This is a genomic window from Sphingomonas sp. 320_CC, from assembly GCF_059691795.1.
Map to the genome: position 1 here is coordinate 101,648 of NZ_JCAWAE010000005.1, position 23,265 is coordinate 124,912.

A 23,265-nucleotide genomic window follows, 5' to 3' on the forward strand; every position below is an offset into this window, starting at 1 on the left:
CAGCATGTGCCTGTCCGAGGGTCCGGATGGTACTGCCGAACAGTGTCGACAAGGTCACGGGGCAAATATCCCGATGAACGAGCGGCATAACATTCACCGATTGCTTCCGAACAGGGTCGGCAGCAGTCGATATCGCGCGGCATCATCCATGCGACCCGATCGGCAGCACAGGGGGTGATCGAATGGTGTTGTTCAAGGGGTTGATGACCACGACATGTTGCGTGGCCGCGTTGGTCGCGTTGCCGGCTCAGGCCAAGGCTCAGTCGTCGGATACGGGAACGTCGAATACGGGCGTGAGCGACGTCACGCAGGACGGCCAGACCGCAATTGGTGATCCCGTCGCCTCCGCCAAGCTAGCTGCAGACACGGCACGCACCGGTGAGCGCGAAGGGTCGGACATCGTCGTGACCGGTACGCGCATCACGCGCCCGAACAACCGGTCCGCCGCACCGATCGTCACCACGACCGCCGCAGAAATCGCAGCGCAAGGCGCGACGACGATCGAGGAGGTGCTGAACCGCCTGCCGCAGGTCCAGGTGAACTCGGAACAGAATTTCAGCGATTCCGAAGGTCGCCAGCGCATCAAGCTACGCAGCCTGGGCTATGAGAGGACGCTGACGCTGATCGACGGCCTGCGCGTCGGCCTCGCCAACACGGTCGACGTCGGCATTATTCCCAACGCGCTGGTCGAGCGGATCGACGTGCTGACCGGTGGTGCCTCGTCCGTGTACGGCTCGGACGCGGTGTCGGGCGTCGTCAATTTCGTCCTGAAGAAGAACTTTGAGGGCATCCGGGTCGACGCGAACTACAGCTTCTTCAACCACGACAATGACAGCAATGCCGTCACAGACGCAGCGGGTCGCGCCGGGTTCAACGCCAAGCGCGGACTGACCAACGATGGCGGACGCTCCGACGTCAGCCTCGCGGCGGGGACCAACCTGTTCAACGACCGGGTGAACATCACCGGCTTCGTCAATTATCGCCAGTCCAATCCGGTCGAGCTGGTCGATCGGTCCTATTCGGTCTGTGAAGCGGTGCAGCCGACCAATACCTCGCCGCTCGGCTGTTCGCGCGCCAGCTTCACGCCGGCAGGCACGATCATCCCGCAGTCGGGGCCGCGCGCCGGGCAGATCCTGGTCAACAATCCCAATGGCAACGGCACCTTCATCCCGATCAACAGCGGACCGCCGGGCACCTCGGCCAACCCTTACGACAACTGGGCGGTGCAGCGCGCGTTCAACCGCATCAACGTTGGCGGCTTCCTGACCGCGAAGATCAGCGACGACATCGAGCTTTACGGCAACGGGCTGTTCTACCGCGACAAATCCTACAACACACAGCTCAACCGCACCTTCAATTTCGGCGCGTACGGCACCGATCCGTTCCGGGTAAATTGCGACAACGCGTTCCTGTCGGGCTCGCAGGCACAGGATCTGTGCGGCGCCAATGCCGGCGTCGCCGGGCAATATGCACCGATCGACGTACGCTATCGCTTCGACGGACTGCCGCTGGTCCAACAGCGCTTCACCAACGAGGGATACCGCATCGTCGCGGGGCTTCGGGGTCGCGGGTTCAACGACGTGTGGTCCTACGATGTTGCAGGCATGATCTCCCGCGCGCGGCTCGACACCATCGACGTGCCGTTCGCGCGCTATGACAGCATCAACCGCTCGCTCGACGTCGTCCGCGTCAATGGGACGCCGACCTGTCGCGCCGTCGTCAACGGCACCGATCCGTCCTGCGTGCCGTTCAACGCGTTTGCACCGTTCAACCAGGACGCCGCGCTCAACCAGTATCTCTATGGCGGCGCGACCGGCGGGATCAGCACGCGCATCCCGCGGCTGTTGCAGTTCGTGGGCACCGTCAGTGGCGACCTGGGCAAATACGGCATCACGTCGCCGCTCGCGGAACAGGGCATCGCGGTCGCCCTCGGGGCGGAATATCGCGAGGAGATGGAACGGACGATCGTCAACGAGATCTTTCAGCAGAACAACGGCGGCGAGAACCAGCGTTTCACGCAGAGCATCCTCGAGGCCAATGCCGAAATCCAGGCACCGCTGATCGAACACCGCCCGTTCGCGGAACTGTTGCAGGTCAATGCTGGCTACCGCGTGTCGAAATACAACCGGCTCGACGGCAAGTTCGATACCTGGAAGGTCGAGGGCATCTGGGCGCCGATACCCGACATTACGCTGCGCGCGTCCTACAACAAGTCGCAGGCCGCGCCGGGCGTCAGCACCGCACAGGGTGCCGCCAACATCTTCTGGAACCAGGGATTCTATTCCGATCCTTGCGCACCGCGGGTCGATCCGTCGAACCCCAATGGCGGGCGCCTGGCGCCGTCCGCAACGTTGCAGCAATGCCGCAACACCGGGCTTGCCGACAATCTGTACGGCAGCGCCTCGCTGATATGCCCCGACGACCGGTGCACGGTGCGCGAAGGCGGATTCGAACTGAAACCGGAAAGCGCCTATACCAAGACGTTCGGCGTCGTGCTGCGCCCGCGTTTCCTGCCCGGCCTGACGGTGTCGATCGACCGTTGGCTGATCGACCTGAAGGACCAGCTCGACTTCCTCCAGCCGCAGAACATCATCGGCGAGTGCCTGGCCACCGGGAACGACTATTTCTGCCGCGGCATCGTCCGCAACCCCGGCACCGGTACGCTGTCGAGCTCGCCTGCGACCAGCCCGGCGACGGGTTGGGTAGCTCGCGGCTCGGCCAATGGCTACAAGTCGCAGTCGCACGGCTGGGATTTCCAGGGGCAGTATAATGTCGGTCTTGGCGGTGCCGGGCGGCTCGACATGAGCTTCAACGGTACGCTGATGACCCGCGTCGGTTCGCAGTCGTCGCCGACCATCGAACCGCGGAACTGCGTGGGGTATTTCGGCAACCTATGCGGCGAAAGCATGCCGCGCTGGGCGCACCAGTTCCGCACCACCTGGACCGCACCCGACCGCTCAACCAGCCTGTCGGTCAACTGGCGTCACCGCGGCGCGATGCCGCTCGACAACTATGCACCTACAGACACTGGCATCCCAGCGCAGGATGCCAGCGCACTGCGCGATCAATATCCAGGCGTCGGCTCATACAACTGGATCGACGTCGCGCTGAGCTTCGACATCAACAAGCAGATGACGTTCCGGCTGGCCGCGAACAACGTGTTCGACCGCGATCCGCCACTGATCCCGGACAGCCGTTCGCGGATCGGGCTGCTCCGCGGCAATACCGTGATGGGGTATGATCTGCTCGGACGGCAGCTCGTCGCAGGCGTCTCGCTGCGGCTGTAACGACATCAGACACCTGATACTGGGGTCCCGATCTATGTCGATCGGGACCCCGACTATATTGATCTTTCGCTGGCACTCACCGGCTACGCGCATCGGCGCGACGCGTAGGCGCATTGCGGGTTGTAACAGCGAAGACGCCGGAAAACAGGGATGGCCGCGTTCATCAGCTCATCCCGGCAGCGCGAGTAGCACTAAGGCCTGGCGCCAAGGCATGGCCCGCGTCAGGATGTGACGACCGGGACGGACGCTTATAAAGCGCCAGGAAGCTAGCTTTGTCGGCCAGCGCAGTCCTCCAGTGCTCGAACGGGGCAATTGCCGGCAATCCGACCGGTAGCATCGTCGTCAGCTCGAGCAGGTCCTCTCGATCGCGGCTACCCTGAACAGCCGGCTGGTATCGCCCTCATCGACGTTAAGCACGAGCATGAACATTTCGCCATCGCCGCGCACTGCCACCCGCGACGACAGAGCCGATCGTCGAGCAGGATGCCGCGCGGTCATGACCTGAGATCGCATGTGCCAAACCGGCTTGGGAGGCTGCTCTGACAGCGTTGCACGCTGGCACCCTGGGCAACGTGTGGTGCACTAACACAGCGCGACGCCGCGTGACGTGGCGTCGCTAATGATGATTTCCGCGACACCGGCCCCGACGATGGGGTTCATGCGACTGAGCGCGATTCCAATCGCGTCACCTGGGAAAGTGATTTGACGACGTGCGTATCACCGGCTGACCGACCGTCGGCCTCGAGGACGATCGGCTGCCGGACGAACTCGACGTGGTAGAGCATGACGGGTGCTAACCCCGTCTCCTACATCCGATAAAGGACATTATCGTATGTAATTTCCATCACTTTGGGGTGATATGCCAGCCCTCTGGGCCGGCCCTTTTCAGCGCTTGGAAAGAATGAACGTACGCTTCATTGTGCAGATGCAGCATAAACGCGTTGACGGGCCTCACCGTAATGCAGATGACAACGCTACCACGCGGCGGGGGCCAGATGACGAGAATGAGCGAGAGATCGGGGACACGACAAGATACACTCCCGCCTTCCTACCATGATCAAGAATGGGTCAGATCGCTATGAAGATCGCAGTCTTTGGTCTTGGTTATGTTGGCCTTTCCAACGCCGTTCTTCTGGCGCAGCACAACGAAGTGGTTGCTGTCGACATTACGGCTGCGCGCGTCGAGATGCTTAACGCGCGTAAGTCGCCGATTGTCGACGCGGAATTGGAGGATTTTCTCGCCACGAGAACGCTGAACCTCGCCGCCACGGTCGATGCGCAGCTGGCACTTGCCGAGGCCGACTACGTGATCGTTGCCACGCCGACGAACTACGACGCAGACACCAATAAGTTTGACACGTCCTCGGTAGAGGCCGTGATTCAAGCGACAGTCGCCGCCAACCCCCAAGCGACGATTGTGGTAAAATCCACAGTCCCCGTCGGATTCGTGAATGATGTACGAAAGCGGTTTGACACCTATCAGGTCATTTTCAGTCCCGAATTCCTTCGTGAGGGCAGAGCCCTTTACGACAACCTGCACCCCTCTCGTATCATTGTCGGCGAGCGTTCGGAACGAGCACGTATATTTGCCAACCTGCTCTTGGATGGCGCGGTGAAGAAGGATGTTGAAATCCTCTTTACCGATGCCAACGAGGCGGAAGCAATCAAACTATTCGCCAATACATATCTCGCCATGCGCGTCGCTTTTTTCAACGAACTCGACAGCTATGCGATCGCTGGAGCTATGGACACGCGCCAGATTATCGACGGCATCGGCCTCGATCCGCGCATTGGCAGGCATTACAACAATCCCAGCTTTGGCTATGGGGGCTATTGCTTACCCAAGGATACGAAGCAGCTGCTGGCAAACTATTCCGAGGTCCCACAAAACCTAATTCGCGCAATTGTCGACGCAAATCGTACTCGCAAGGACTTCTTAGCTGATCAGATAATTGCAAGAAATCCCAATAAGGTAGGAATTTACCGCTTGGCGATGAAGGCGGATTCCGACAATTTCCGCCAGTCTTCGATTCAGGGTATCATGAAGCGGGTCAAGGCCAAAGGCATTGAGGTCGTGATCTACGAACCGGCAATGGACAGGAACGAGTTTTTCGGCTCCAGCATACTTCGCGACCTCGATGCTTTCAAACAAACCTGCGACATTATAATAGCAAATCGCATGTCGGACGAGCTCGACGACGTGAGGGTGAAGGTTTTTACGCGCGACTTGTTTGGTTCAGATTAAAACCTAGCCGACGCAAAACCAGATGAACGGGAAGAACGATGAGTGACAAAAAAGTAGCTCTTATCACAGGCGTGACCGGTCAGGACGGGTCGTATCTGGCTGAGTTTTTGCTTGAAAAGGGCTACGAGGTTCACGGCATCAAACGCCGGGCCTCGCTACTCAACACGCAGCGCATCGATCACATCTACCAGGATCCGCACGCACCGCAGCCCAACCTGAAGCTACATTACGGTGATCTGTCGGATACCTCGAACCTGACGCGCATCCTGAGCGAGGTGAAGCCCGACGAGGTATACAATCTCGGTGCGCAGAGCCATGTCGCCGTTAGCTTCGAGGCACCCGAATATACCGCCGACGTCGACGGCCTCGGCACGTTGCGCCTGCTCGAGGCGATCCGTTTCCTTGGGATGGAAAAGACAACGCGCTTCTACCAGGCCTCGACGTCCGAGCTCTACGGCCTGGTCCAGGAGACCCCGCAGAAGGAGACGACGCCGTTCTATCCGCGCTCGCCCTATGCGGTCGCCAAGCTCTATGCGTACTGGATCACGGTCAACTACCGCGAGGCGTACGGAATGTACGCCTGCAACGGCGTCCTGTTCAACCACGAGAGCCCGCGTCGCGGCGAGACGTTCGTCACCCGCAAGATTACCCGCGGCCTCGCCAACATCGCGCAAGGCCTCGAGACGGGCTTGTTCATGGGCAATATCGACTCTCTGCGCGACTGGGGCCATGCCAAGGACTATGTTCGCATGCAGTGGATGATGCTGCAGCAGGAGCAGGCGGAAGATTTCGTCATTGCGACTGGCGTGCAGTACTCGGTGCGTGAGTTCATCACCTGGTCGGCTGCGCACCTCGGCATCACGCTGCGGTTCGAGGGCGAAGGCGTTGACGAGGTCGGCATCGTCGACAAGGTCGAGGGCGATGATGCCCCGGCGGTCAAGGCCGGCGACATCCTCGTTCGGATCGACCCGCGCTATTTTCGTCCGGCCGAGGTGGAGACGCTGCTCGGCGACCCGACCAGGGCGAAGGACCGGCTTGGCTGGGTCCCCGAGATCAGCGTGCAGGAGATGTGCCAGGAAATGGTCGCAGCCGACCTTCACACGGCCAAGCGTCATGCCCTTCTCAAGACCCATGGCTACGATCTTCCCGTTTCGGTCGAAGGCTGATGGAGCAACATCCGATGCGCATCTATGTGGCTGGCCATCGCGGCATGGTCGGTGGAGCGATCTCGCGCAAACTGCGCGAGCGCGGCGCCGAGGTGATCACGCGCACGCACGCCGAACTCGACTTGACAGACCAGGCGGCGGTGCGTGCTTTCTTTGCAAGCGAGAAGCCTGACGGTGTTGTGCTGGCGGCTGCCAAGGTGGGCGGCATTCATGCCAATAACACCTACCCGGCCGACTTCATCTACGAGAACCTCATGATTGAGGCGAACGTGATCCATCAGGCTTACGTCGCCGGCGTGCAGCGCCTGCTGTTCCTTGGCTCCTCCTGCATTTACCCGCGCGCGGTCGAACAGCCGATGCGTGAGGACGCGCTGCTGACCGGCGTCCTCGAGCCAACCAATGAGCCGTATGCGGTTGCCAAGATCGCCGGCATCAAGCTGTGCGAGAGCTACAACCGCCAGTATGGCACTGACTACCGTAGCGTGATGCCGACCAACCTCTATGGCCCGGGTGACAATTTTCACCCGGAAAACAGCCACGTGATGCCGGCTCTGATCCGCCGCTTTCACGAAGCGGCTGCCAGCGGCGCCGAAGAGGTGGTGATCTGGGGTACCGGCACCCCGTACCGCGAGTTCCTGCATGTCGACGACATGGCCGAGGCCTCGCTGTTCGTGTTCGATCTCGACAAGGAAACATACGAGGCCAACACGGAGCCAATGCTCAGCCACATTAACGTGGGCTTTGGCGAGGACGTGACCATCAGCGAACTCGCGCATCTGGTTGCGGACGTCACAGGTTTTACAGGCCGCATCAGCTTCGACACCTCGAAGCCAGACGGTACGATGCGTAAATTGATGGATTCGGGACGGCTTACTAGTATGGGATGGAAGCCTTCCGTTGCCCTTGCTGAGGGAGTCAAGGATACTTACGCGTGGTTCCTAGGTGTTTAGTAACGGCATCTGGTGGATCGGATTGATGAGGAACCAGTCTGGTTCTGATGTCCAGATTTTGGCGATGTATTCGTAGGGTGTGAGGCCGCTGAGCGGCTTAAGCCGACGGGCGAAGTTGTAGGCGGTCATGAGGCCGGCGAAGTGCGTCCGTAGCTGTTCATGGCTTTCGTAGTGGAAGCGCTTGACGGTCGCCTCTTTGATCGTCCGGTTCATCCGCTCCAACTGACCGCTGGGATGGCTCGGCTTGGTGAGTCGGTACTCGATGTCGTTCGCCTCGCAGACCATGTCAATACGCATCAGACGCGATTAGCCAATGTTACGATTGCGAAGCTCGTCGGCAGACTGGATGTTATTGGTCAGCATCGTGTGGATGCGGTAGGGCACGGCTTTCATCAGGTGCTTGAGGAACGCCCGCGCCGTTCGCCGATCAGCTTTGTCTATCAACTGGGTGACGACGAACTTGCTGGTGCGGTCGATACCGACGAACAGCTAGAGCTTGCCTTCGGCAGTCTGAACCTCGGCGATATCTATGTGGAAGAAGCCGATCGGGTAGCGCTTGAAGCGCTGGCGCTTAGGCTTATCGCGCTCGATGTCCGGCAGACGGGATATGCTGTGCCGCTGCAGGAAGCAGTGCGGCGCCTACCGTGTCAAGTGCGGGATCGAGGGCTGCAACCCATAGCGGCAATCGTCGAGCGGCAGCAATGTGTGACGTCAGAATGCGATTACCGCCGCCTCATCGGCCTCGGCGAGGGTCGTGGAGTGAGAGGCCTTCGGCCCAGTCTTCAGGTCCTCAACCGTCGCCCGCTTGCGCCACTTCGCCACCGTCTTTGGATTGATCCCCAGCTCTCGGCTCAGCATCGCGAGAGAAGCTTGTGATCGCTGTATTGCTGCTCGGACGGCGTGCGTGGTCGTGGCGCTCCCGTGACGTACATGTCCCATATGGCTTCCTTCCCATTTCAACGAAGGATCGCACCATTATACCGTGGGATCAATCACCTAGCAGTGATACCGCCTAGCACCCGTGTCACGACGTTGTCATCGTTCATCGGTAAACGGTATCTAAAAACCTCCAAAATGCTAAATGACGACTCTACTCTTCGCTCTCCTGCAACGTCGAGACTGGTATTCGGCGTGTCCTTCGGCGGCGGACCATATCCGTTTTCAAGCTGATATTTGCGCTACCGCGCCGGGCTCTGCCCGAGTGAGATCGCTCAGATACCGTTACTAGCATTCCTATCACGATTAACAGTATTACCTGCCCAAGCGTATCACGATCAAATAAACTGGACTCGGAAAAGTTCTGCCCCAGCACTACAACTAGCAAAGCTGAAAGCAGAGCAATCGTCCGGCGTGAAGCGTGTCTAGTACCAATCATACGATAAATAATCGCAACCGGCATCGCCACACAGGCAATTAAAATAGCTACTAACCCAACGAAACCGACTTGCACCGCTATATCAAGGTAGCCGTTATGCCCTTGTGAAACGCTCTGAAGCCAGTTGTAATCGATACCCCCAGAAGCTCGTTCACTAGACAACCAGTAAGATCCAAAGCCTGCACCAGCAACTGGGTGATCCGCATAGAATTGTAGCATCGGCTGCCAGATCTCGGCACGGCCGGACAAGGCATCTGGATCCTGGAAGGCTTCCTGTATTAATTCAACATGGAAACTAAACCATAGTGTTACTATCAACAATAACAACCATAATACAAGAAGACCTCTATTAATAATTTTTGAATAGTTATTTATAAAGGAACTGATGCGGTAATACCCCACCGAAATTAAGGCTCCTACCATACTACCAATTATAGTAACCCATATTGAAGTCCTAGAGTGACTTTCAATTATAAATAGAGTGGCCAATGATATAATCGCCCAACGCACGATAGGATTAATTCGTTTGGCGTCAAACAAGAATAATATGATTATGATTCCGCTTGCGAGGCCGGCAATATTTTTATGTCCCATAAAACCACGCCACTGATGAACGGCACCAGCTTTTTCGAATGAATGCACGCCAATTTCAGGATAAAATATTACTGCTATGATATTTGCCGCCAAGAAGGCGACGAGAATAATCCTTAGCAGATAAACAGCGACATTATACCCTATTCTGCGGGTGCAGTATGATGCAAGCCAAACTACAATAGTAGTTAAAACAAGTTTTTTCACGGAAACGTTTGGAGCCGCCGACCACGTCAAACTGAACCAGCACCAGGCTAGCGCAGGAAGCATCAACCATGGGACTGCGACGAGTCGACCGATGTCTCGATTAGTTATAGCGCCCGGCAGCGCGGCTAGAAAAAGCCCCAAATAGGCGAATATCCTAATCTCGCTTACGTATTTCCCCGCAATAAACGCACCCGATTCCATCCCCGGTCGCAGCAATGTAAAAATGAGGAGTAAAGCAAATGACATACAGGCTAGACCGACCTGTAATTTATTGTGAGGAAGCCATGCCGAGCTGGCCGAAGTAAAAACCACCTGATTCTATCCTTCCGACGCACTAGTACTAATTTGAAGCGTCCACAACAACGGGACCTATAGCGCTATTAGGAACGCGGGCAAGTCGACGGGCGTCTCGGTTATAATTTACTTATATACTCGCCGGCGTTCGGTGACCTAGCCTGCGCGCCCGAACGAAATTTGCCGTTAACGTCGTCGTACCAGCCCTTCAATAAGGTTTAACGTACGAGCTTTGCCTGCCGCCTAGCCTAGATTTATGAGACGCGGGGCAACCTCAACAATGAGTTAATACAAAACCCCAGTTTTTACTAATCACCGTGTTCCACAGGTTTTAGAATACGCGTTCAGATCGCTACTGGTTTCATTTTCGTTAAATATGACATAGGGCTGACAATCCATTCTTTTAGTTGCATCGACGGCGCCATCCTGTCCGGTATCACCGGTGCTCAATATGTCTTCGTCATACGCGCGCTCCAAGCGGAACACGTAGGCTCCCGCTAGGTGAATCTTGGTGTGACGCGATAGCAGTTTTCCTGCTCCGATCCAATGCCGGGAATCCCATGACTTATCGACATAGCAACGCTGGCCTAATGATCAGGCCCTGAAACGTCCCTATAGCTGGGCTTCGTCACTAATTGCCGAAATTACCTGTTCTCACGAGGCAATTCTGCGTTGCAAAAATCGATTGCTCCCCGCTCTAATGCTCAATAGGCCATCACTTCAGCTAATAATACGAGTGAGGAATCGGATGGTCCGCGCAGCGGTTATTTATCACGTCTGGCCGCACTATCGCCAGGCTGTGGCTAGGGCGATGGATCGCAGCGACAAAGTTGAATATTCGTTTTTCGGTAGTGGTGAAACCTACGAGGGGATCAAGCATGCTGACCCTTTGAAATTTTTGCGTTTTGTTAAGGCTCCATTTAAATTTCGCGGCAAAATGATGTGGCAGCCGATGGCCGTCCAAGCCGCCCTCTCGGACGAATACGATGTCCTCGTGTATTTAGGCGACCCAAATTTTGCATCAACCTGGGTCGGCGCATCGCTGGCGCGCTTACGCGGCAAACCGGTCCTGATGTGGGCACATGGTTGGCTCCGCGTGGAAACCCCGTCAAAGCGTAGAATGCGCAACGTGTTTTTTGGGCTGGCCCAGCGCTTGCTGGTATATGGCGAGCGAGCCAAGGTGCTCGGCGCGAAGGCCGGCTACGCAGACGACCGAATCACGGTGGTTTACAACAGCCTCGACGTAGATCGCGCTGACCAGATTGTAGCGTGCATCGAAGCCGATGCCTTGGATACGGTGAAGCCACAGGCTCTATTTTCCGACTCCGGCTTACCGCTGATTATCTGCAGCGCGCGAATCACGCCGCTCTGCCGATTTGACCTCTTATTACGTGCCGCCGCAGCCCTCGCCACGCGTGGAACGCCGGTAAACACGCTGCTAGTGGGAGATGGACCAGCACGTGCGAGTCTGGAGGCGCAGGCGGCAGAGCTAGGGGTGCCAGTGCATTTTTATGGTGCCTGCTATGACGAGGAAGTGCTGGGCCAGCTTATCTACCGAGCTGACATAACGGTTTCCCCCGGAAAGATCGGACTGACGGCGATGCACAGCTTGATGTATGGCACGCCCGCGATCACTCATAACAATCTGGACGAACAAATGCCCGAAGTCGAAGCTATCGAAGAGGGGACGTCCGGATCGCTATTCAAGCAAAACGATGCCGACAGCCTTGCCGATTCGATTGCTACTTGGCTGAATAGCGGGCGCGATCGTGCGGAAGTGCGGACCGCATGCCGCGCAGTCATCCACCAGAAATGGAATCCAATGAATCAAGCTGCCATCATCGAACAGGCTGTGATCGAGGTCGCGGGGAATGCCTAAGCGCAGTGTTGCTGCGGTAGGCGAGCCCGAGCGCGCCAGTGACACGGTTATCAAACGATGCCGGAGAGAAATAGAAAATTCGCTAAAACGCTTCGTGCGCAAGCTAGTTATCCCAGTGTTACGATGGCGTTATGGCGCGGCGGAGATCGGCGAAGGCTTTCATTGGCCGAAAGGCGGCAGGGCACTGATAGCGCCAGGTAGCCGGATCGGACGATTCGCGTATATCGGACCCGGCTTCGAAAGCCACGGACCGGTCGTCGTCGGGGACTTGTGCATGATAGCAGCCGAATGCTTAATTGTCGGTGCTGATCATCTTTTCGACATCGCGGATACGCCTACAAGATTGGGCTTTCCGACAGCTCCGCGGAAGGTCACGACATTCGGTGTCGATGCCTGGATAGGTGCTCGGGTAACCATAATGGAGGGCGTCAACGTCGGCGCAGGCGCAGTCGTAGGATCTGGGTCGCTCGTCATCCGGGACGTCGAGCCCTATACTGTCGTTGCAGGAGTGCCTGCCAAACTGATCCGCAAGCGTCTAGATGATGACGAGATAGCCAGGCACGACCGCACGGTATGCGCCGCGCCCCAGTCAACCGGAGTACTCGAATGAGGCAGTCCTTACCGAGCTTGGCCGCGACCGGAAGGCCGCCAGATCAACGTCGGCTGATACCCGGAATCACGACGATCATTCTGACGTTTAACGAAGAAATACACATTGAGAGGGCTATAGCAAACGCCAAGCTCTATTCGCGCGAGATCATGGTCGTAGATTCCTTTTCGACTGACCGCACCGTCGAGCTCGCCCAAAGCCTCGGGGCACGGGTGATCCAGAACAAGTGGGTCAATCATGCCAGGCAGATCCAGTTCGCACTCGATCAGGAAATTCATTCGACCTGGGTGCTGCGGCTCGATGCCGATGAACTGATCGGCGCAGACTTAATTATGAAGCTGAATGCCGAATTGCAGGCAATGCCGGCTGATGTAGCGGGCATCTTGTTTAATCGTCGACACATTTTCATGGGCCGATGGGTACGTCACGGCGGCCGCTATCCCCTGCTAATGCTACGCTTGTGGCGTAACGGGCAAGGTGAGGTGGAGGATCGCTGGATGGACGAACATATGCTCGTTCATGGAGGCCGGACGGTACGAATGAACGGCGAATTTTCGGACGCGTCTGAATACGACGTCGCCTTTTTCATTACTAAACATAATGGATACGCCGCGCGCGAAGCCATCGACGTACTCGACAAGCGATACAACCTCTTTGACAAGCCTCGGGCAATCAGTGCCGAAAATAGCAGTTGGCAAGCGAGCTTGAAGCGCTCGATAAAAGAAAATATCTATAACCGACTTCCGTTCGGCTACGGACCACTATGCTACTTTCTCTTTCGCTATGTTGCCCAGCTTGGATTTCTAGATGGCAAGACCGGACTGATTTACCATTTCCTTCAGGGCCTATGGTATCGCTTCCTTGTTGACGTGAAAATCTTGGAATTCGAACGGGCGATGGAAGGGTGCAAAACCCGCGAGGATCGGCTTGCGGTACTCAGGCATGTAAGCGGGCTAGAACTTTAGTTCTTCATAGTTCAACAGTTTCTACCGGGAGCGATGGCAGCATGCTGAAAAGACGTCGCTAGGCATCGGTTTTCTTCGGTTTTAATAAAGGGCTGGCCTGTGGGTTTCGCTATTTGGTTATTCTATTTAACCGCTATTGTCTTAAATATATACATGCTCGCTAGAATTGATGTTCTTCGACTTGATTTCACAGATGGTATGCTGATTGGTCAAGCCTACTATATCCTTATTCCCATGGCATTTTTCCTTGTTGAGGGTTCAACCACCATGGAGGATTTACGGGTCACCTACCGTCCGTACGATGACATAAGCACTACTTGGATTGTGGTCGGCGGCATGTTTCTGATCCCGGCAATGCGTGCGATTCTACCTAGAATGAGGGAGGAAATAACCGATCGATCAGATCCTAGGACGCTTTCGGCGATGATCGTCCTGTTTTTCGTTACGACCTTGATTTCGTTCCAGGCGATGGGTCTCGCATCGGGCGGACATTGGCAGGAAAATTTATCCAAGGCCTTCGAAAACAATCCGTCACTCGTGCTGGTCAAATATGCCGCAAACGTTGCTCGCAATGGTGTATTTGGCCTTCTGTTATATGCCGTGTCTACGCAACGCCTGTCGCGAGCTGCCGCTATCGTAATCGGGTTAATGATCGCGCTCGCTGATCTATTCCTCACCTTCAACCGGATCACGGCAGTCTTTCTGCTTATCTCCGTAATTTTGATGTATCGCCGAAACACGGCAATTATGCTCGCCATTGGGATCGGTAGCCTAGTAGCGTTACCGTCCGTAAGCATCCTCTGGCCGATGTTTCGGGGTATGGCTACACAGCAAGGCTATTCTTACGCGAGCATGGCCGATGCAGCAAATATGGCAAGCGCTCACTCTAGCAATACGACAATCGACACGACGCTGAACAGCGTGTTTGAGTCGAGTAATATCGTAGTACTAAACTGGATTGTGAAAAACGCTGGTACGGGCAACTTTCCATATCTCTACGGTGCGATGTACCTTCGCCCTACGACTGTACTAGTTCCTGGAAGCCTGTGGCCGGATCGACCAAAAAATTTTGGTCTCGCGGTGGGATCAGGAATGGCACATATTGATGGTCTAGCACTGAACTCTACATTGTATGGCGAGGCCTACGCCAATTTTGGAAAGTTCTGGCCAATTGGTTTAGCGGTCTTTCTTACAATCTGCCATTTTCTGTTTCGCGTTATAATGCCGGGGAACCGCGCAGTAGGGTTTATGGCGGCCTTCGTGGCCATCGCGATCTGGCGCTTCGATTCCGCCTTCGTTGGCGTTGCTTTGCTGCTGATCCTAGCGCTGGTATGGGGACTTCGCCTTGTTCGAATGGCGGGACGCCCCCGAAAGAGCTTACGACGTCAAGTTAATAGCCCTTCGAGGAGTGGAACAGTACCGGTACGGGACGAGATTTCCTAGTTTAAGTGCCGTACATATCGGAGATATTTGAATGACGCTGCCAGATCGAGAAGTGCTCAGCGCTGCAACTAGCAATTCACGTGTTGGCGGCGCCAGTTTTGGGTTACGGATGCGCTGCATGCGTATGGTATTTATGATATGCTGGGGCTTGTTTGCCAGTTGGACACCACCCCAAGCCAGAGCTTGGCGGCGGGTGATACTGCGTGCCTTCGGGGCGAGGATCGCATCGACGGCTAACGTCTATAGTAGCGCGAAGATCTGGTATCCGCCCAATCTTAGCATGGGGGCATTCGCCACTTTGGGCCCGCGAGTCCAATGCTATAATCAGGCGCTGATCGAAATTGGTGCCTATGCGATTGTCTCGCAGGATGCCTCGCTATGTGCTGGTACGCACGACTACAACGATCCTAATTTTCAGCTAGTGATAAGGCCGATACATATTGGTGAGCATGCTTGGGTCGCGGCCGAGGCGTTCGTCGGCCCCGGCGTGAACATCGGTGCCGGTGCCGTCCTTGGTGCCAGAGCGGTAGCCATGAAGAACCTTGATAGCTGGACCATTTTCAGCGGCAACCCCGCTGCCCCCCTCAAACAGCGCGCAGCGAACGCTTTCGCTTGCTCAAAGCTCGGCCAGTTATGAAGTTTATGAGAGTGGCTAGGGGCCCGGTTGCGCGCCGATTGATAAGCGGCGCCGGCGCAAACATGCTTGGAAAAATCTGGGCATTACTAATCCAACTACTATCCGTTCCGGTCCTCACCGTCGCTTGGGGCGGTGGCGGATACGGTATCTGGCTGATGATTTCGACAGTGCCGACTTTCATAGCGCTGTCCGATTTCGGCTTGGGTACTGCGGCGGGCGTCGACATGACTCGTTCCATCAGTAGGAACGACACGGAAGGAGCACTTCGTGCCTATCAAAGCGTGTGGCTTTTCTTAACTTTGGTGACAGGGGCGATATGCGCGGCTGCCGTGGCGGGAGCACTTATCTGGGGGTACGCCTTCCCAACAAACGAGTCTGGGACAATCTTCACACATGAGGAAATTGCGCTGACCGCAGTTATCTGCGTTGTTTACGCCTTCGTCAGCATGCAGACCGGGATCCAGCGGATTGTATTCCAGGCAACCAACAAATACGCGTTCGGCACTTTTCTCTACGACATCTGGTTCCTAATCGGCGGTCTTGGCGTAATGGCGACGGCGTGGTGTGGACGCGGAATTGTCTCAGCCGCATTAGCGCTGCTTATTTCAAGAGCTATCGGCAACTTAGTCACGAACTACGTACTGCGCCGGAGCGAACCATGGGCGAGGCAGGGCTGGAACTACGCGGATCGCGCGACGCTCAGACGCTTAACGCAGCCGTCTATTGCGGCGCTGTCGCTGACGCTCGCCAATTCCTTTGGATTGCAGGGCGTAGTGTTAACCGTCGGGTGGTTTCTCGGGCCGGTTGCCGCTGCGACCTTTGGTACCTGTCGGATGCTTACCCGGATTCCACTGCAATTTTCAGGGCTGGTTACTCGTGCCAGCTTGCCTGAGTTGATCCGCGCGCAGGCGGCTGACAATGCATCATTAACGCGGCGGCTTATGCAAATAAACGTTGGCCTTAGTGTAGTCGCTGTAGCACCGGTCGTCGCTGTGCTAACGATATTCGGCAACACGATTCTTGCCCGAATCTCCCATGGCAAACTCCACGCTTCGACCACCGTTTTTGCTTTGCTAGGGGCTGGAGCAGTGTTAAGCGCCGCCTGGAGTTCGCTCGGGAGCTTATTAATGGCCGAGAACCGGCAGGGCCGCTACGGCTATCTTGCTTTAATAGTTTATCTTGCTTCTGCGATTACTCCATTCATCTTTCGCACCGACCTGACGCCAACTCTGCTGATCTTGTGTGGGGCGGAAGTCGTCATTCTCCTACGAGTCGTCCAAGCAACAACGAAAGCCGATCACTTCGCCGCTCCAGCAGTCGAAACGTCGACCATTAACGCCAATTGAGTCCGTCGTCGCTGGAGACAAGTGTATGCAATGCAAGCGTAGGCGCTGCGGCATACCAGCAACGGTCTTTATCGCACGTTTCAGACCCGTTCTTGTGTACCCCAAACTGGGTTGCTTCCGCGTCGGTCAGCATATTGGGATAGAAAGCGAAATTGAGATAGAGCAGGCCAGACGGACCCTCGCTGACTCTTTGCCGCCAAGCCACATATTGTACGCGGCCTGGCACCGCGATGGCGCGATGCGGGGTGCCATCCGCCCAGCTATCCCAAGTGCCGCCAATAAGTTTGCGAAATTGCACGAGAGTGTAGCGCCCCTGATCTCCTTCGTCGCGCGCAATGATGTTCATTGTGCCACTATGCGAGATGTTTAGGCTGACATAGCTGTATTCCGTGAAGGATCTGCCTTTGGATGGATCACCGACGACTGCCTGGGCACCCCAACCAGCCGCAATCGTATGGGGCGAATTGCTTTCGAATATACGAAATAACGCGTGGTGAGCTCCTATCACGACGACTAGTTTGCCCGAAGGCAACTGGGCGATCGCTGGTAGATCATGCGGGTCAGGGCCTTTTGCCGTGGTGCTTCTGCCGATTTCGACGGCAGGTCCTTCCCACTGGCCGCTCTGAAGATCCATTTGCCGCGCCACGCTTTGAGTTCCCGCTGCCGATGTATCGGTGGTTGGGTAGACTACGAAAATCTTATCTGCGGTTGTAAGGGTGGAATTTCCCCCGCCGCTATGGTTTGCAGGGAGAAGGCTGTCAGTTGCTACCAATTTAGGAAAGCCCGAGGCGGGCGCCAATTTTCTATCTTGCCATACGAAGCGATCGAGCCACAGCCGTTTACCACTAAGAGCGCCATAATATTCGAAGCTGGAAATAGTCGGAGGGCCATTACGGTCGTTGAACGCGCTTGGCTTCTCCAGCGTCGCATTTCTGCTCGCTAAGCGGACGGCATGCCAGTTTCGACATCCGCTGTCGGACCATAGCAGCGCAGCGTTTTTCATGTTTGAATAGCGGGGTATCACCAACGTATACGCGACGCCGCGCGCATCGAACACGATGCCGGTGTCAACCATCAAGCTCTGATCCCACGCCCCATCCCATTTGCCTTTAGGGAACAAATCACGGTTGATTGCCTCCGCAGCGAGCTCGGCGAAATCCAAGCGATCGCCCTTAGCTTTTTTTGGCAAGATAGTAATTTGAGCTTGCGTCCGAAGGCATATAAGCCCCGTGGGCGATACGCCTGGACTCCCCTCGTCGAGCGGGGACGCAGCTCGAACCTGTCCAACGTAAAGACGGTACGTACTCGGCATAATCTGAAACGAGCCGGCTGTGGCGCCAACAAGGACAATCGTCGCAAGCTTAATAGCTATGTTGATCATTCGCGCCGCCTTCCTCGAATACCGCAGAATCTGTATAATATTGCGGATTATTAAGTGATAGAACTGTTCTTGCGCCTACGAATCCCAAGATAAAATTTGGGGCGCATTGGAAGCTCAGTTTACACAGTCTCGCACGGACTGTTCGAACCGCGCGAGAATTTGATCTCGGCTCCAGCGCTCCTCAGCTCGCTTTCGCGCTTCCTCCCCAAGAGTGCGGCGGGCAATCGGGTCGTCGATCAACTGAATTATCGCTGCAGCAAAAGCCAAGCTGTCGGCAGGGGGCACCAGGAGTCCACATCCTTCAATCTCCGACGCTAAACCTGTACGCTCTTCAGCAGTAGCAATGATTGGTCGGCCGGACGCCAGCATATTGGTCATTTTTGATGGTAAAACCAGGTCAGCCGCACCTGCAATCTGAGGCAGGAGGTGCACCGTAGCGAGGCCAAGCATATCGCTCAGGCGATCTATTGGTTGAAGATCGTAGAAGCGGATGTTTTCGAGCCCGTGTGCCGCTGCGATCAGATTTTGCTTGTTAGCTCCGTTACCGCAAATCACGAACATGATATCCGTTCGAGCGGCTAGCGCGCGGGCCGCATCAATGATGATCTCAATACCCTGCTTGTTAGCAATATTTCCAGAGTATAGCGCTACAAACGGACGGTCTATTCTCCATTCCGTACGATACGATGATTCGCCATTTAGCAAAACTACCTGTTCTGTGTTTGCCCAATTGCGTAATTCAAGCACTCGATTGGCAGGCACGCCTTTTTCGATCAATCGCGCGCACATTTGGGGCGATATGCTACTAACTCGATCAACATTCAAAACTACTTGTTCAAATTTTTCTGCGGCTCGCGCGAACACCCCCTCTTTTGATAGCAACCCAGTAGCGAACGCGGCCTCTACTTCAAAATCCTGGATATGGATCCAAGTCTTAGCGCGACAAATTTTCGCAGCAATGCGGGCAACTGGGGCTGCAATCAACGAAGGCGCGATTGAAATGACCAATTGCGGTCGTTCCCGCCACGCCAACTGAAGCATGGGCATTAGCGCGCGGAGGGCAAATGTCGCGTGGTGCAAAAGACGCCTAAGCCCATTAGGTTTAATCGGCACATAGATCGGACAGCGCACCACATTAACGCCGTTTTCATTGCTCCGCCGCACACCCCCGCCTTTAAAATCAGGGTGAGCTTCCCAATATGGGTAATAAGGCTTGGATGTTACTACACAAACGTTATGTCCTGACTTAACAAGCGCTTCTGCCATACCGGTAGTATAGGGACCGATACCAATAGGCTCGGGCGAATAGTTAATACCAAGGATGAGTATTTTCACGACGCCACTGCGGTTTTAGCAGAATTTTGATATCGAATACCCATATGTCATCCGCATACCGGAACCGCTGCGATCCACAACGATTTTTGAGCCGGTTTGGAGCAAATATACGCATAACCCTTACACCTTGTAGTTGGAGCCGGCCTGCTATGGACTAGAAACCCTCGGACGCGTATTAGGGATCACAGCGCGACAAGGCAGAAACGGATTTTCTCGGTTCGTTAATGTTGACCCGGGTGCCTAAAAAAAATAGACCCACTGGCCTGCTTAGCGTCCCCGCCCCCAATCATCGCGGCGATTCTCCTTGTGCTGTGCCCTGATCCGTTCAAGTTCCTGCTCCTGGCCACGGATGCACTCGGCACGCCGCTCGCGCACGACCGCCTCGTAGAGATTGGTGAGATATCGGTTTGAAGGCCCCACCTTTGCACACGCCAACTTGTCGCCACGGTGGCGTCGCTGCTCAATGACGGGGCCAAGATATTCCTTCAGCTGACCCAACCGCTCCGCCCGCTGCGTAGATCGAGGCTGCAACCCACGTGCCGTTGCCTCCCAGCCTCCCCGCGCCGCCTCGTAGGAGGGCCGGCTTAGCGCCGCGAGCAACCCGCTAGGCGGGAGCGGCTGCTTGCGGGCATGCTCGTCGCTCACGGCCTGATGGCGCCGATAAATCCCTTCAGCATGAACATGCGCTCGGCCTCGTCCACCACCAGCACGTCCTTGGGCCTAGCTGCTCGCGCCCCTGCCCCCATTCGTGTTCAAGGCTAGCGATGCGGATTCCGGGATCATCGCGCTCATCGCGCTCATCGCGCTCATCGTTCCGATAGGATGGCGATCAGTGTTCCGACAAGGTGGCGATCAGATGCCGGATGTTTTGGTGGTGTAATCCGGTCGTCGCAAACTGCTTCTTTTCGAGGAGCAGCCAATGCTGACGGAGCGAATTGCGATGCGCAAGGTGCGCGAGATTCTGAGACTGACGTACGACGCCAAGCTACCGTCTCGGGAGGTTGGGCGCCAGGTGGGCGTGGGCAGCACAGGCGTACGTGTGATGCTTCAGCGTTTCCGGGCATCGAAGCTGGAGTGGCCGTTGCCCGACGGGCCGACAGACACCGCGCTCGAAGCAGAGCTTTACGGTGTAGCGGCGACCAGAGGCGGGCAGCGCGATCGTCCCGAACCGGACTGGCGTGAACCGGGAGCTGAAGCGCAAGCACGTCACCGTCCAGGTGCTGTGGGACGAATATATCAAGGTTCAGCCCGACGGTTACCGGTATTCCCGGTTCTGCGAGCTTTACCGCGCCTGGGAGGGACGGCTCCGAGTGACGATGCGGCAGACGCGTCTGGGCGGCGACCGGATGTTCGTCGACTATGCTGGGGACACGGTGTCGGTGGTGGTCGACCGGCTAACCGGCGAGATCCGCGAGGCTCATCTTTTCGTGGCCGTGATGGGCGCCTCGAGCCTGTCGTTTGCGTGGCCGACCTGGACCGAGACCCTCCCGGACTGGACGGACTCGCATGTCCGGGCATTTGGTTTCTTCGGCGGTGCGGCGCGTCTTATGGTGCCCGACAATGCCAAGGTCGCGGTCATTAAGGCGTGCCTTTACGACCCGCAGGTGAACCGCACCTATGCCAAGCTTGCGGCGCATTATGGCACCTCGGTACTCGCGGCAAGGCCATATCGCCCGCGAGACAAAGCCAAGGTCGAGGCCTCTGTTAGCATCGTCGAGCGCTGGCTGTTTGGGCGTCTTTGTAACCGAGTCTGGTACGGCCTGGACGATCTACGCGCCGCCATAGCCGAGATGATGACCGCGTTGAACGCCCGCGTCATGCGCCGGTTCGGCCGGTCGCGGCGTGAGCTGTTCGACGAAATCGACCGCCCCTTGCTGAAGGCATTGCCGGCTGAGCCATACGTCCTGGCGGAGTGGCGCCGCTGCAAAGTCGGCATCGACTATCACGTCGAGGCAGCGAAGCATTTCTACTCGGTGCCTTATCGTCACGCCCGGGCGCAGGTCGAGGTGCGGCTGACTGCGCGCACCGTCGAGATATTCCTCAGGGGCGAGCGTGTCGCCTCACACATGCGCGAGTCCGGCAACGGCCATCATACCACCATCAACGACCATATGCCCTCGGGCCATCGCCGCTACGGCGACTGGACGGTCGAGCGCCTCCTCGATGAAGCCGGACGGCTCGGTCCGTCGGTCAGGATGCTGTGCGAGTTGATCCTGAGCGACCGGCCACATCGCGAGCAGGGCTACCGCTCGTGTCTCGGTATAGTGCGGCTGGTGCGCGCGTATGGCGCAGTCCGTGTAGACGCGGCTTCGCTACGCGCCCTCGAGATCGGCGCGCGCAAATACGGCGCCGTCAAATCCATCCTCGAGAAGAAACTCAACGGAAACCCGCTCCATCGCCCCGCTCGGCCGGAGAAGTGAGCGTCGACCACCCCAATATCCGCGGACCCAAATACTACCACTGAGGAGATAGCTCATGCTGATACATCCTACCCTCGACCAGCTGCAGGCGCTCGGCCTGCAAGGCATGGCCCAAGCCTTCACCGAACTCGATAAGCATGGCGGCGCCGCCACGCTCAGCCATGCCGGGTAGCTGGCCCTGCTGCTCGACCGGGAAACCACCTGGCGGCACGACAAGAGGCTCAGCGCGCGCCTTCGATACGCCAAATTGCGGCACCAGGCCGCACCTGAGGATGTCGACTATCGAAGTCCCCCCGGTCTCGAGCGTCGGCTGTTCGAAACGCTGTTGAACGGCAAGTGGATCGACGCGCACGACAATCTGGCGATCTGTGGCCCGACCGGCATCGGAAAAAGTTGGCTCGCCTGCGCCATCGGCCACAAGCCTGCCGCGACAACCGCTCGGTCCTCTACGTGCGCTTTACGCGCCTGCTCGACGAGCTTGCCCTTGCGCGCGGCGACGGCCGCATCGCCAACAGGCTCAAGAGCCTCGCCAGCGTCGAACTGCTCATTCTGGACGATTGGGGTCTTCAGCCTTTGGATGCCCAAGCCAGGCATGACCTGCTCGAGATCCTGGAAGATCGGTACGGCCGCAAGTCGACCATCGTGACCAGCCAGCTACCGACCGCGTCGTGGCATCATGCCATCGGCGATTCCACCTATGCCGACGCGATCTTGGACCGCCTCCTTCACAATGCTCACCGCGTCGGACTCGAAGGTGACAGCCTGCGGCGCACCAAAGCATCCATCAGCGATTGACCCTACCTCACGAAGCTGACACCATCCCAAGTCGACCGGGTCACCGCCACTGATCGCGATCATCTCGGAACGCTGCGCGCCATCATGTCGGAATGGCTGCGCGCGATCATCGGAATCCGCAAGCGATGCCTGGGGCGGCCCGTCAGCTCGTCGCACGCATGCTCAAGCCGGTTCTCCACCGCAATCATGTCGCGCGACATAAACCGCCCTTGGTCGCGGCCGTCGTTGCCCAATGCGACCAGCTCGGGCGATGCCCGCACCGCCCCCATCGCTTGGTCGAAGTGTTCCTTGCCGTCGCTGGTGGAAAGCGAATGTCGCAAGGTCGCTGGTGGTGATCTG

15 protein-coding genes and 3 pseudogenes are annotated in these 23,265 nt (G+C 57.0%); 12 read left to right on the forward strand and 6 right to left on the reverse strand.

All coding sequences use genetic code 11. From position 1 onward, the window contains the following. Positions 1–203: 203 nt before the first annotated feature. Positions 204–3,287, forward strand: coding sequence for a TonB-dependent receptor domain-containing protein (locus tag AC59GX_RS18685; protein WP_497302220.1), 3,084 nt, complete (start codon positions 204–206; stop codon positions 3,285–3,287). Between the two features lie 342 nt (positions 3,288–3,629). Here the strand turns inward: AC59GX_RS18685 and AC59GX_RS18690 are convergent, their stop codons facing one another. Further along, entirely contained in the window at positions 3,630–3,800 is a 171-nt protein-coding gene (locus AC59GX_RS18690; protein ID WP_497302221.1) for a hypothetical protein, read from the reverse strand. Positions 3,801–4,365: 565 nt separating this feature from the next. Between AC59GX_RS18690 and AC59GX_RS18695 the strand changes: the two genes are divergently transcribed. Genes AC59GX_RS18695 through fcl form a run of 3 tightly spaced genes read left to right on the forward strand, consistent with a single transcriptional unit; the run spans position 4,366 to position 7,648 of the window. After that, positions 4,366–5,532 carry a nucleotide sugar dehydrogenase gene (locus AC59GX_RS18695; protein WP_497302222.1) on the forward strand — a complete coding sequence of 389 codons (1,167 nt, stop codon included), beginning with the start codon at positions 4,366–4,368 and terminating at the stop codon, positions 5,530–5,532. A 38-nt stretch (positions 5,533–5,570) separates the two neighbouring features. Beyond that, a complete protein-coding gene (gene gmd / locus AC59GX_RS18700) occupies positions 5,571–6,698 on the forward strand; it encodes a GDP-mannose 4,6-dehydratase (protein ID WP_497302223.1) in 1,128 nt (375 codons plus the stop codon). A gap of 14 nt (positions 6,699–6,712) precedes the next feature. Further along, positions 6,713–7,648 (forward strand): GDP-L-fucose synthase, encoded by a 936-nt coding sequence (gene fcl, locus AC59GX_RS18705; protein WP_497302224.1) that lies wholly within the window; start codon positions 6,713–6,715, stop codon positions 7,646–7,648. On the opposite strand, the pseudogene AC59GX_RS18710 reads toward fcl, so the two are convergent. Beyond that, positions 7,637–8,587 (reverse strand): annotated as a pseudogene (locus AC59GX_RS18710) (transposase family protein). The gene fcl and the pseudogene AC59GX_RS18710 overlap by 12 nt on opposite strands. A gap of 151 nt (positions 8,588–8,738) precedes the next feature. After that, entirely contained in the window at positions 8,739–10,133 is a 1,395-nt protein-coding gene (locus AC59GX_RS18715; RefSeq protein ID WP_497302225.1) for an O-antigen ligase family protein, read from the reverse strand. A gap of 730 nt (positions 10,134–10,863) precedes the next feature. Between AC59GX_RS18715 and AC59GX_RS18720 the strand changes: the two genes are divergently transcribed. The 6 genes from AC59GX_RS18720 (at position 10,864) to AC59GX_RS18745 (ending at position 16,995) form a co-directional block, all read left to right on the forward strand. Beyond that, a complete protein-coding gene (locus AC59GX_RS18720) occupies positions 10,864–11,994 on the forward strand; it encodes a glycosyltransferase (protein ID WP_497302226.1) in 1,131 nt (376 codons plus the stop codon). 274 nt (positions 11,995–12,268) lie between these two features. Beyond that, entirely contained in the window at positions 12,269–12,604 is a 336-nt protein-coding gene (locus AC59GX_RS18725) for an LbetaH domain-containing protein (protein ID WP_497302227.1), read from the forward strand. Then, positions 12,601–13,569 (forward strand): glycosyltransferase family 2 protein, encoded by a 969-nt coding sequence (locus AC59GX_RS18730; protein WP_497302228.1) that lies wholly within the window; start codon positions 12,601–12,603, stop codon positions 13,567–13,569. Before AC59GX_RS18725 ends, AC59GX_RS18730 begins: the two co-directional genes overlap by 4 nt. 99 nt (positions 13,570–13,668) lie before the next feature. Beyond that, positions 13,669–15,012, forward strand: a complete 1,344-nt coding sequence (locus tag AC59GX_RS18735; protein WP_497302229.1) for a hypothetical protein — start codon at positions 13,669–13,671, stop codon at positions 15,010–15,012. Between the two features lie 280 nt (positions 15,013–15,292). Further along, positions 15,293–15,649: a putative colanic acid biosynthesis acetyltransferase gene (locus tag AC59GX_RS18740; protein ID WP_497302230.1), complete on the forward strand. Its 357-nt coding sequence runs from the start codon at positions 15,293–15,295 to the stop codon at positions 15,647–15,649. 62 nt (positions 15,650–15,711) lie between these two features. Further along, the gene (locus AC59GX_RS18745) at positions 15,712–16,995 is read left to right on the forward strand and encodes a lipopolysaccharide biosynthesis protein (protein WP_497302231.1); all 1,284 of its coding nucleotides are present in this window, start codon (positions 15,712–15,714) and stop codon (positions 16,993–16,995) included. Here AC59GX_RS18745 and AC59GX_RS18750 read toward each other — a convergent pair. Together AC59GX_RS18750 and AC59GX_RS18755 are read right to left on the reverse strand one after the other, a co-directional pair. Further along, positions 16,982–18,157, reverse strand: coding sequence for a hypothetical protein (locus AC59GX_RS18750; protein ID WP_497302232.1), 1,176 nt, complete (start codon positions 18,155–18,157; stop codon positions 16,982–16,984). The two genes, AC59GX_RS18745 and AC59GX_RS18750, sit on opposite strands and share 14 nt — an antisense overlap. Before the next feature lie 333 nt (positions 18,158–18,490). Next, a complete protein-coding gene (locus AC59GX_RS18755; protein ID WP_497302233.1) occupies positions 18,491–19,711 on the reverse strand; it encodes a WcaI family glycosyltransferase in 1,221 nt (406 codons plus the stop codon). 940 nt (positions 19,712–20,651) lie between these two features. Between AC59GX_RS18755 and istA the strand changes: the two are divergent. Both istA and istB read left to right on the forward strand, forming a co-directional pair. Next, a pseudogene (gene istA / locus AC59GX_RS18760) lies at positions 20,652–22,175 on the forward strand (IS21 family transposase). Between the two features lie 11 nt (positions 22,176–22,186). Further along, positions 22,187–22,926 (forward strand): annotated as a pseudogene (gene istB / locus AC59GX_RS18765) (IS21-like element helper ATPase IstB). A 59-nt stretch (positions 22,927–22,985) separates the two neighbouring features. On the opposite strand, the gene AC59GX_RS18770 reads toward istB, so the two are convergent. Continuing rightward, positions 22,986–23,246: a hypothetical protein gene (locus tag AC59GX_RS18770; protein WP_497302234.1), complete on the reverse strand. Its 261-nt coding sequence runs from the start codon at positions 23,244–23,246 to the stop codon at positions 22,986–22,988. Positions 23,247–23,265 lie beyond the last annotated feature (19 nt).

Bases quoted from the DNA above. Each gene is read 5' to 3' on its own strand.
- AC59GX_RS18685 (WP_497302220.1), top strand. From the start codon at position 204: ATGACCACGACATGTTGCGTGGCCGCGTTGGTCGCGTTGCCGGCTCAG.
- AC59GX_RS18690 (WP_497302221.1), bottom strand. From the start codon at position 3,800: ATGCGATCTCAGGTCATGACCGCGCGGCATCCTGCTCGACGATCGGCT.
- AC59GX_RS18725 (WP_497302227.1), top strand. From the start codon at position 12,269: ATGATAGCAGCCGAATGCTTAATTGTCGGTGCTGATCATCTTTTCGAC.
- AC59GX_RS18745 (WP_497302231.1), top strand. From the start codon at position 15,712: ATGCTTGGAAAAATCTGGGCATTACTAATCCAACTACTATCCGTTCCG.
- gmd (WP_497302223.1), top strand. From the start codon at position 5,571: ATGAGTGACAAAAAAGTAGCTCTTATCACAGGCGTGACCGGTCAGGAC.
- fcl (WP_497302224.1), top strand. From the start codon at position 6,713: ATGCGCATCTATGTGGCTGGCCATCGCGGCATGGTCGGTGGAGCGATC.
- AC59GX_RS18730 (WP_497302228.1), top strand. From the start codon at position 12,601: ATGAGGCAGTCCTTACCGAGCTTGGCCGCGACCGGAAGGCCGCCAGAT.
- AC59GX_RS18740 (WP_497302230.1), top strand. From the start codon at position 15,293: ATGGGGGCATTCGCCACTTTGGGCCCGCGAGTCCAATGCTATAATCAG.
- AC59GX_RS18720 (WP_497302226.1), top strand. From the start codon at position 10,864: ATGGTCCGCGCAGCGGTTATTTATCACGTCTGGCCGCACTATCGCCAG.
- AC59GX_RS18695 (WP_497302222.1), top strand. From the start codon at position 4,366: ATGAAGATCGCAGTCTTTGGTCTTGGTTATGTTGGCCTTTCCAACGCC.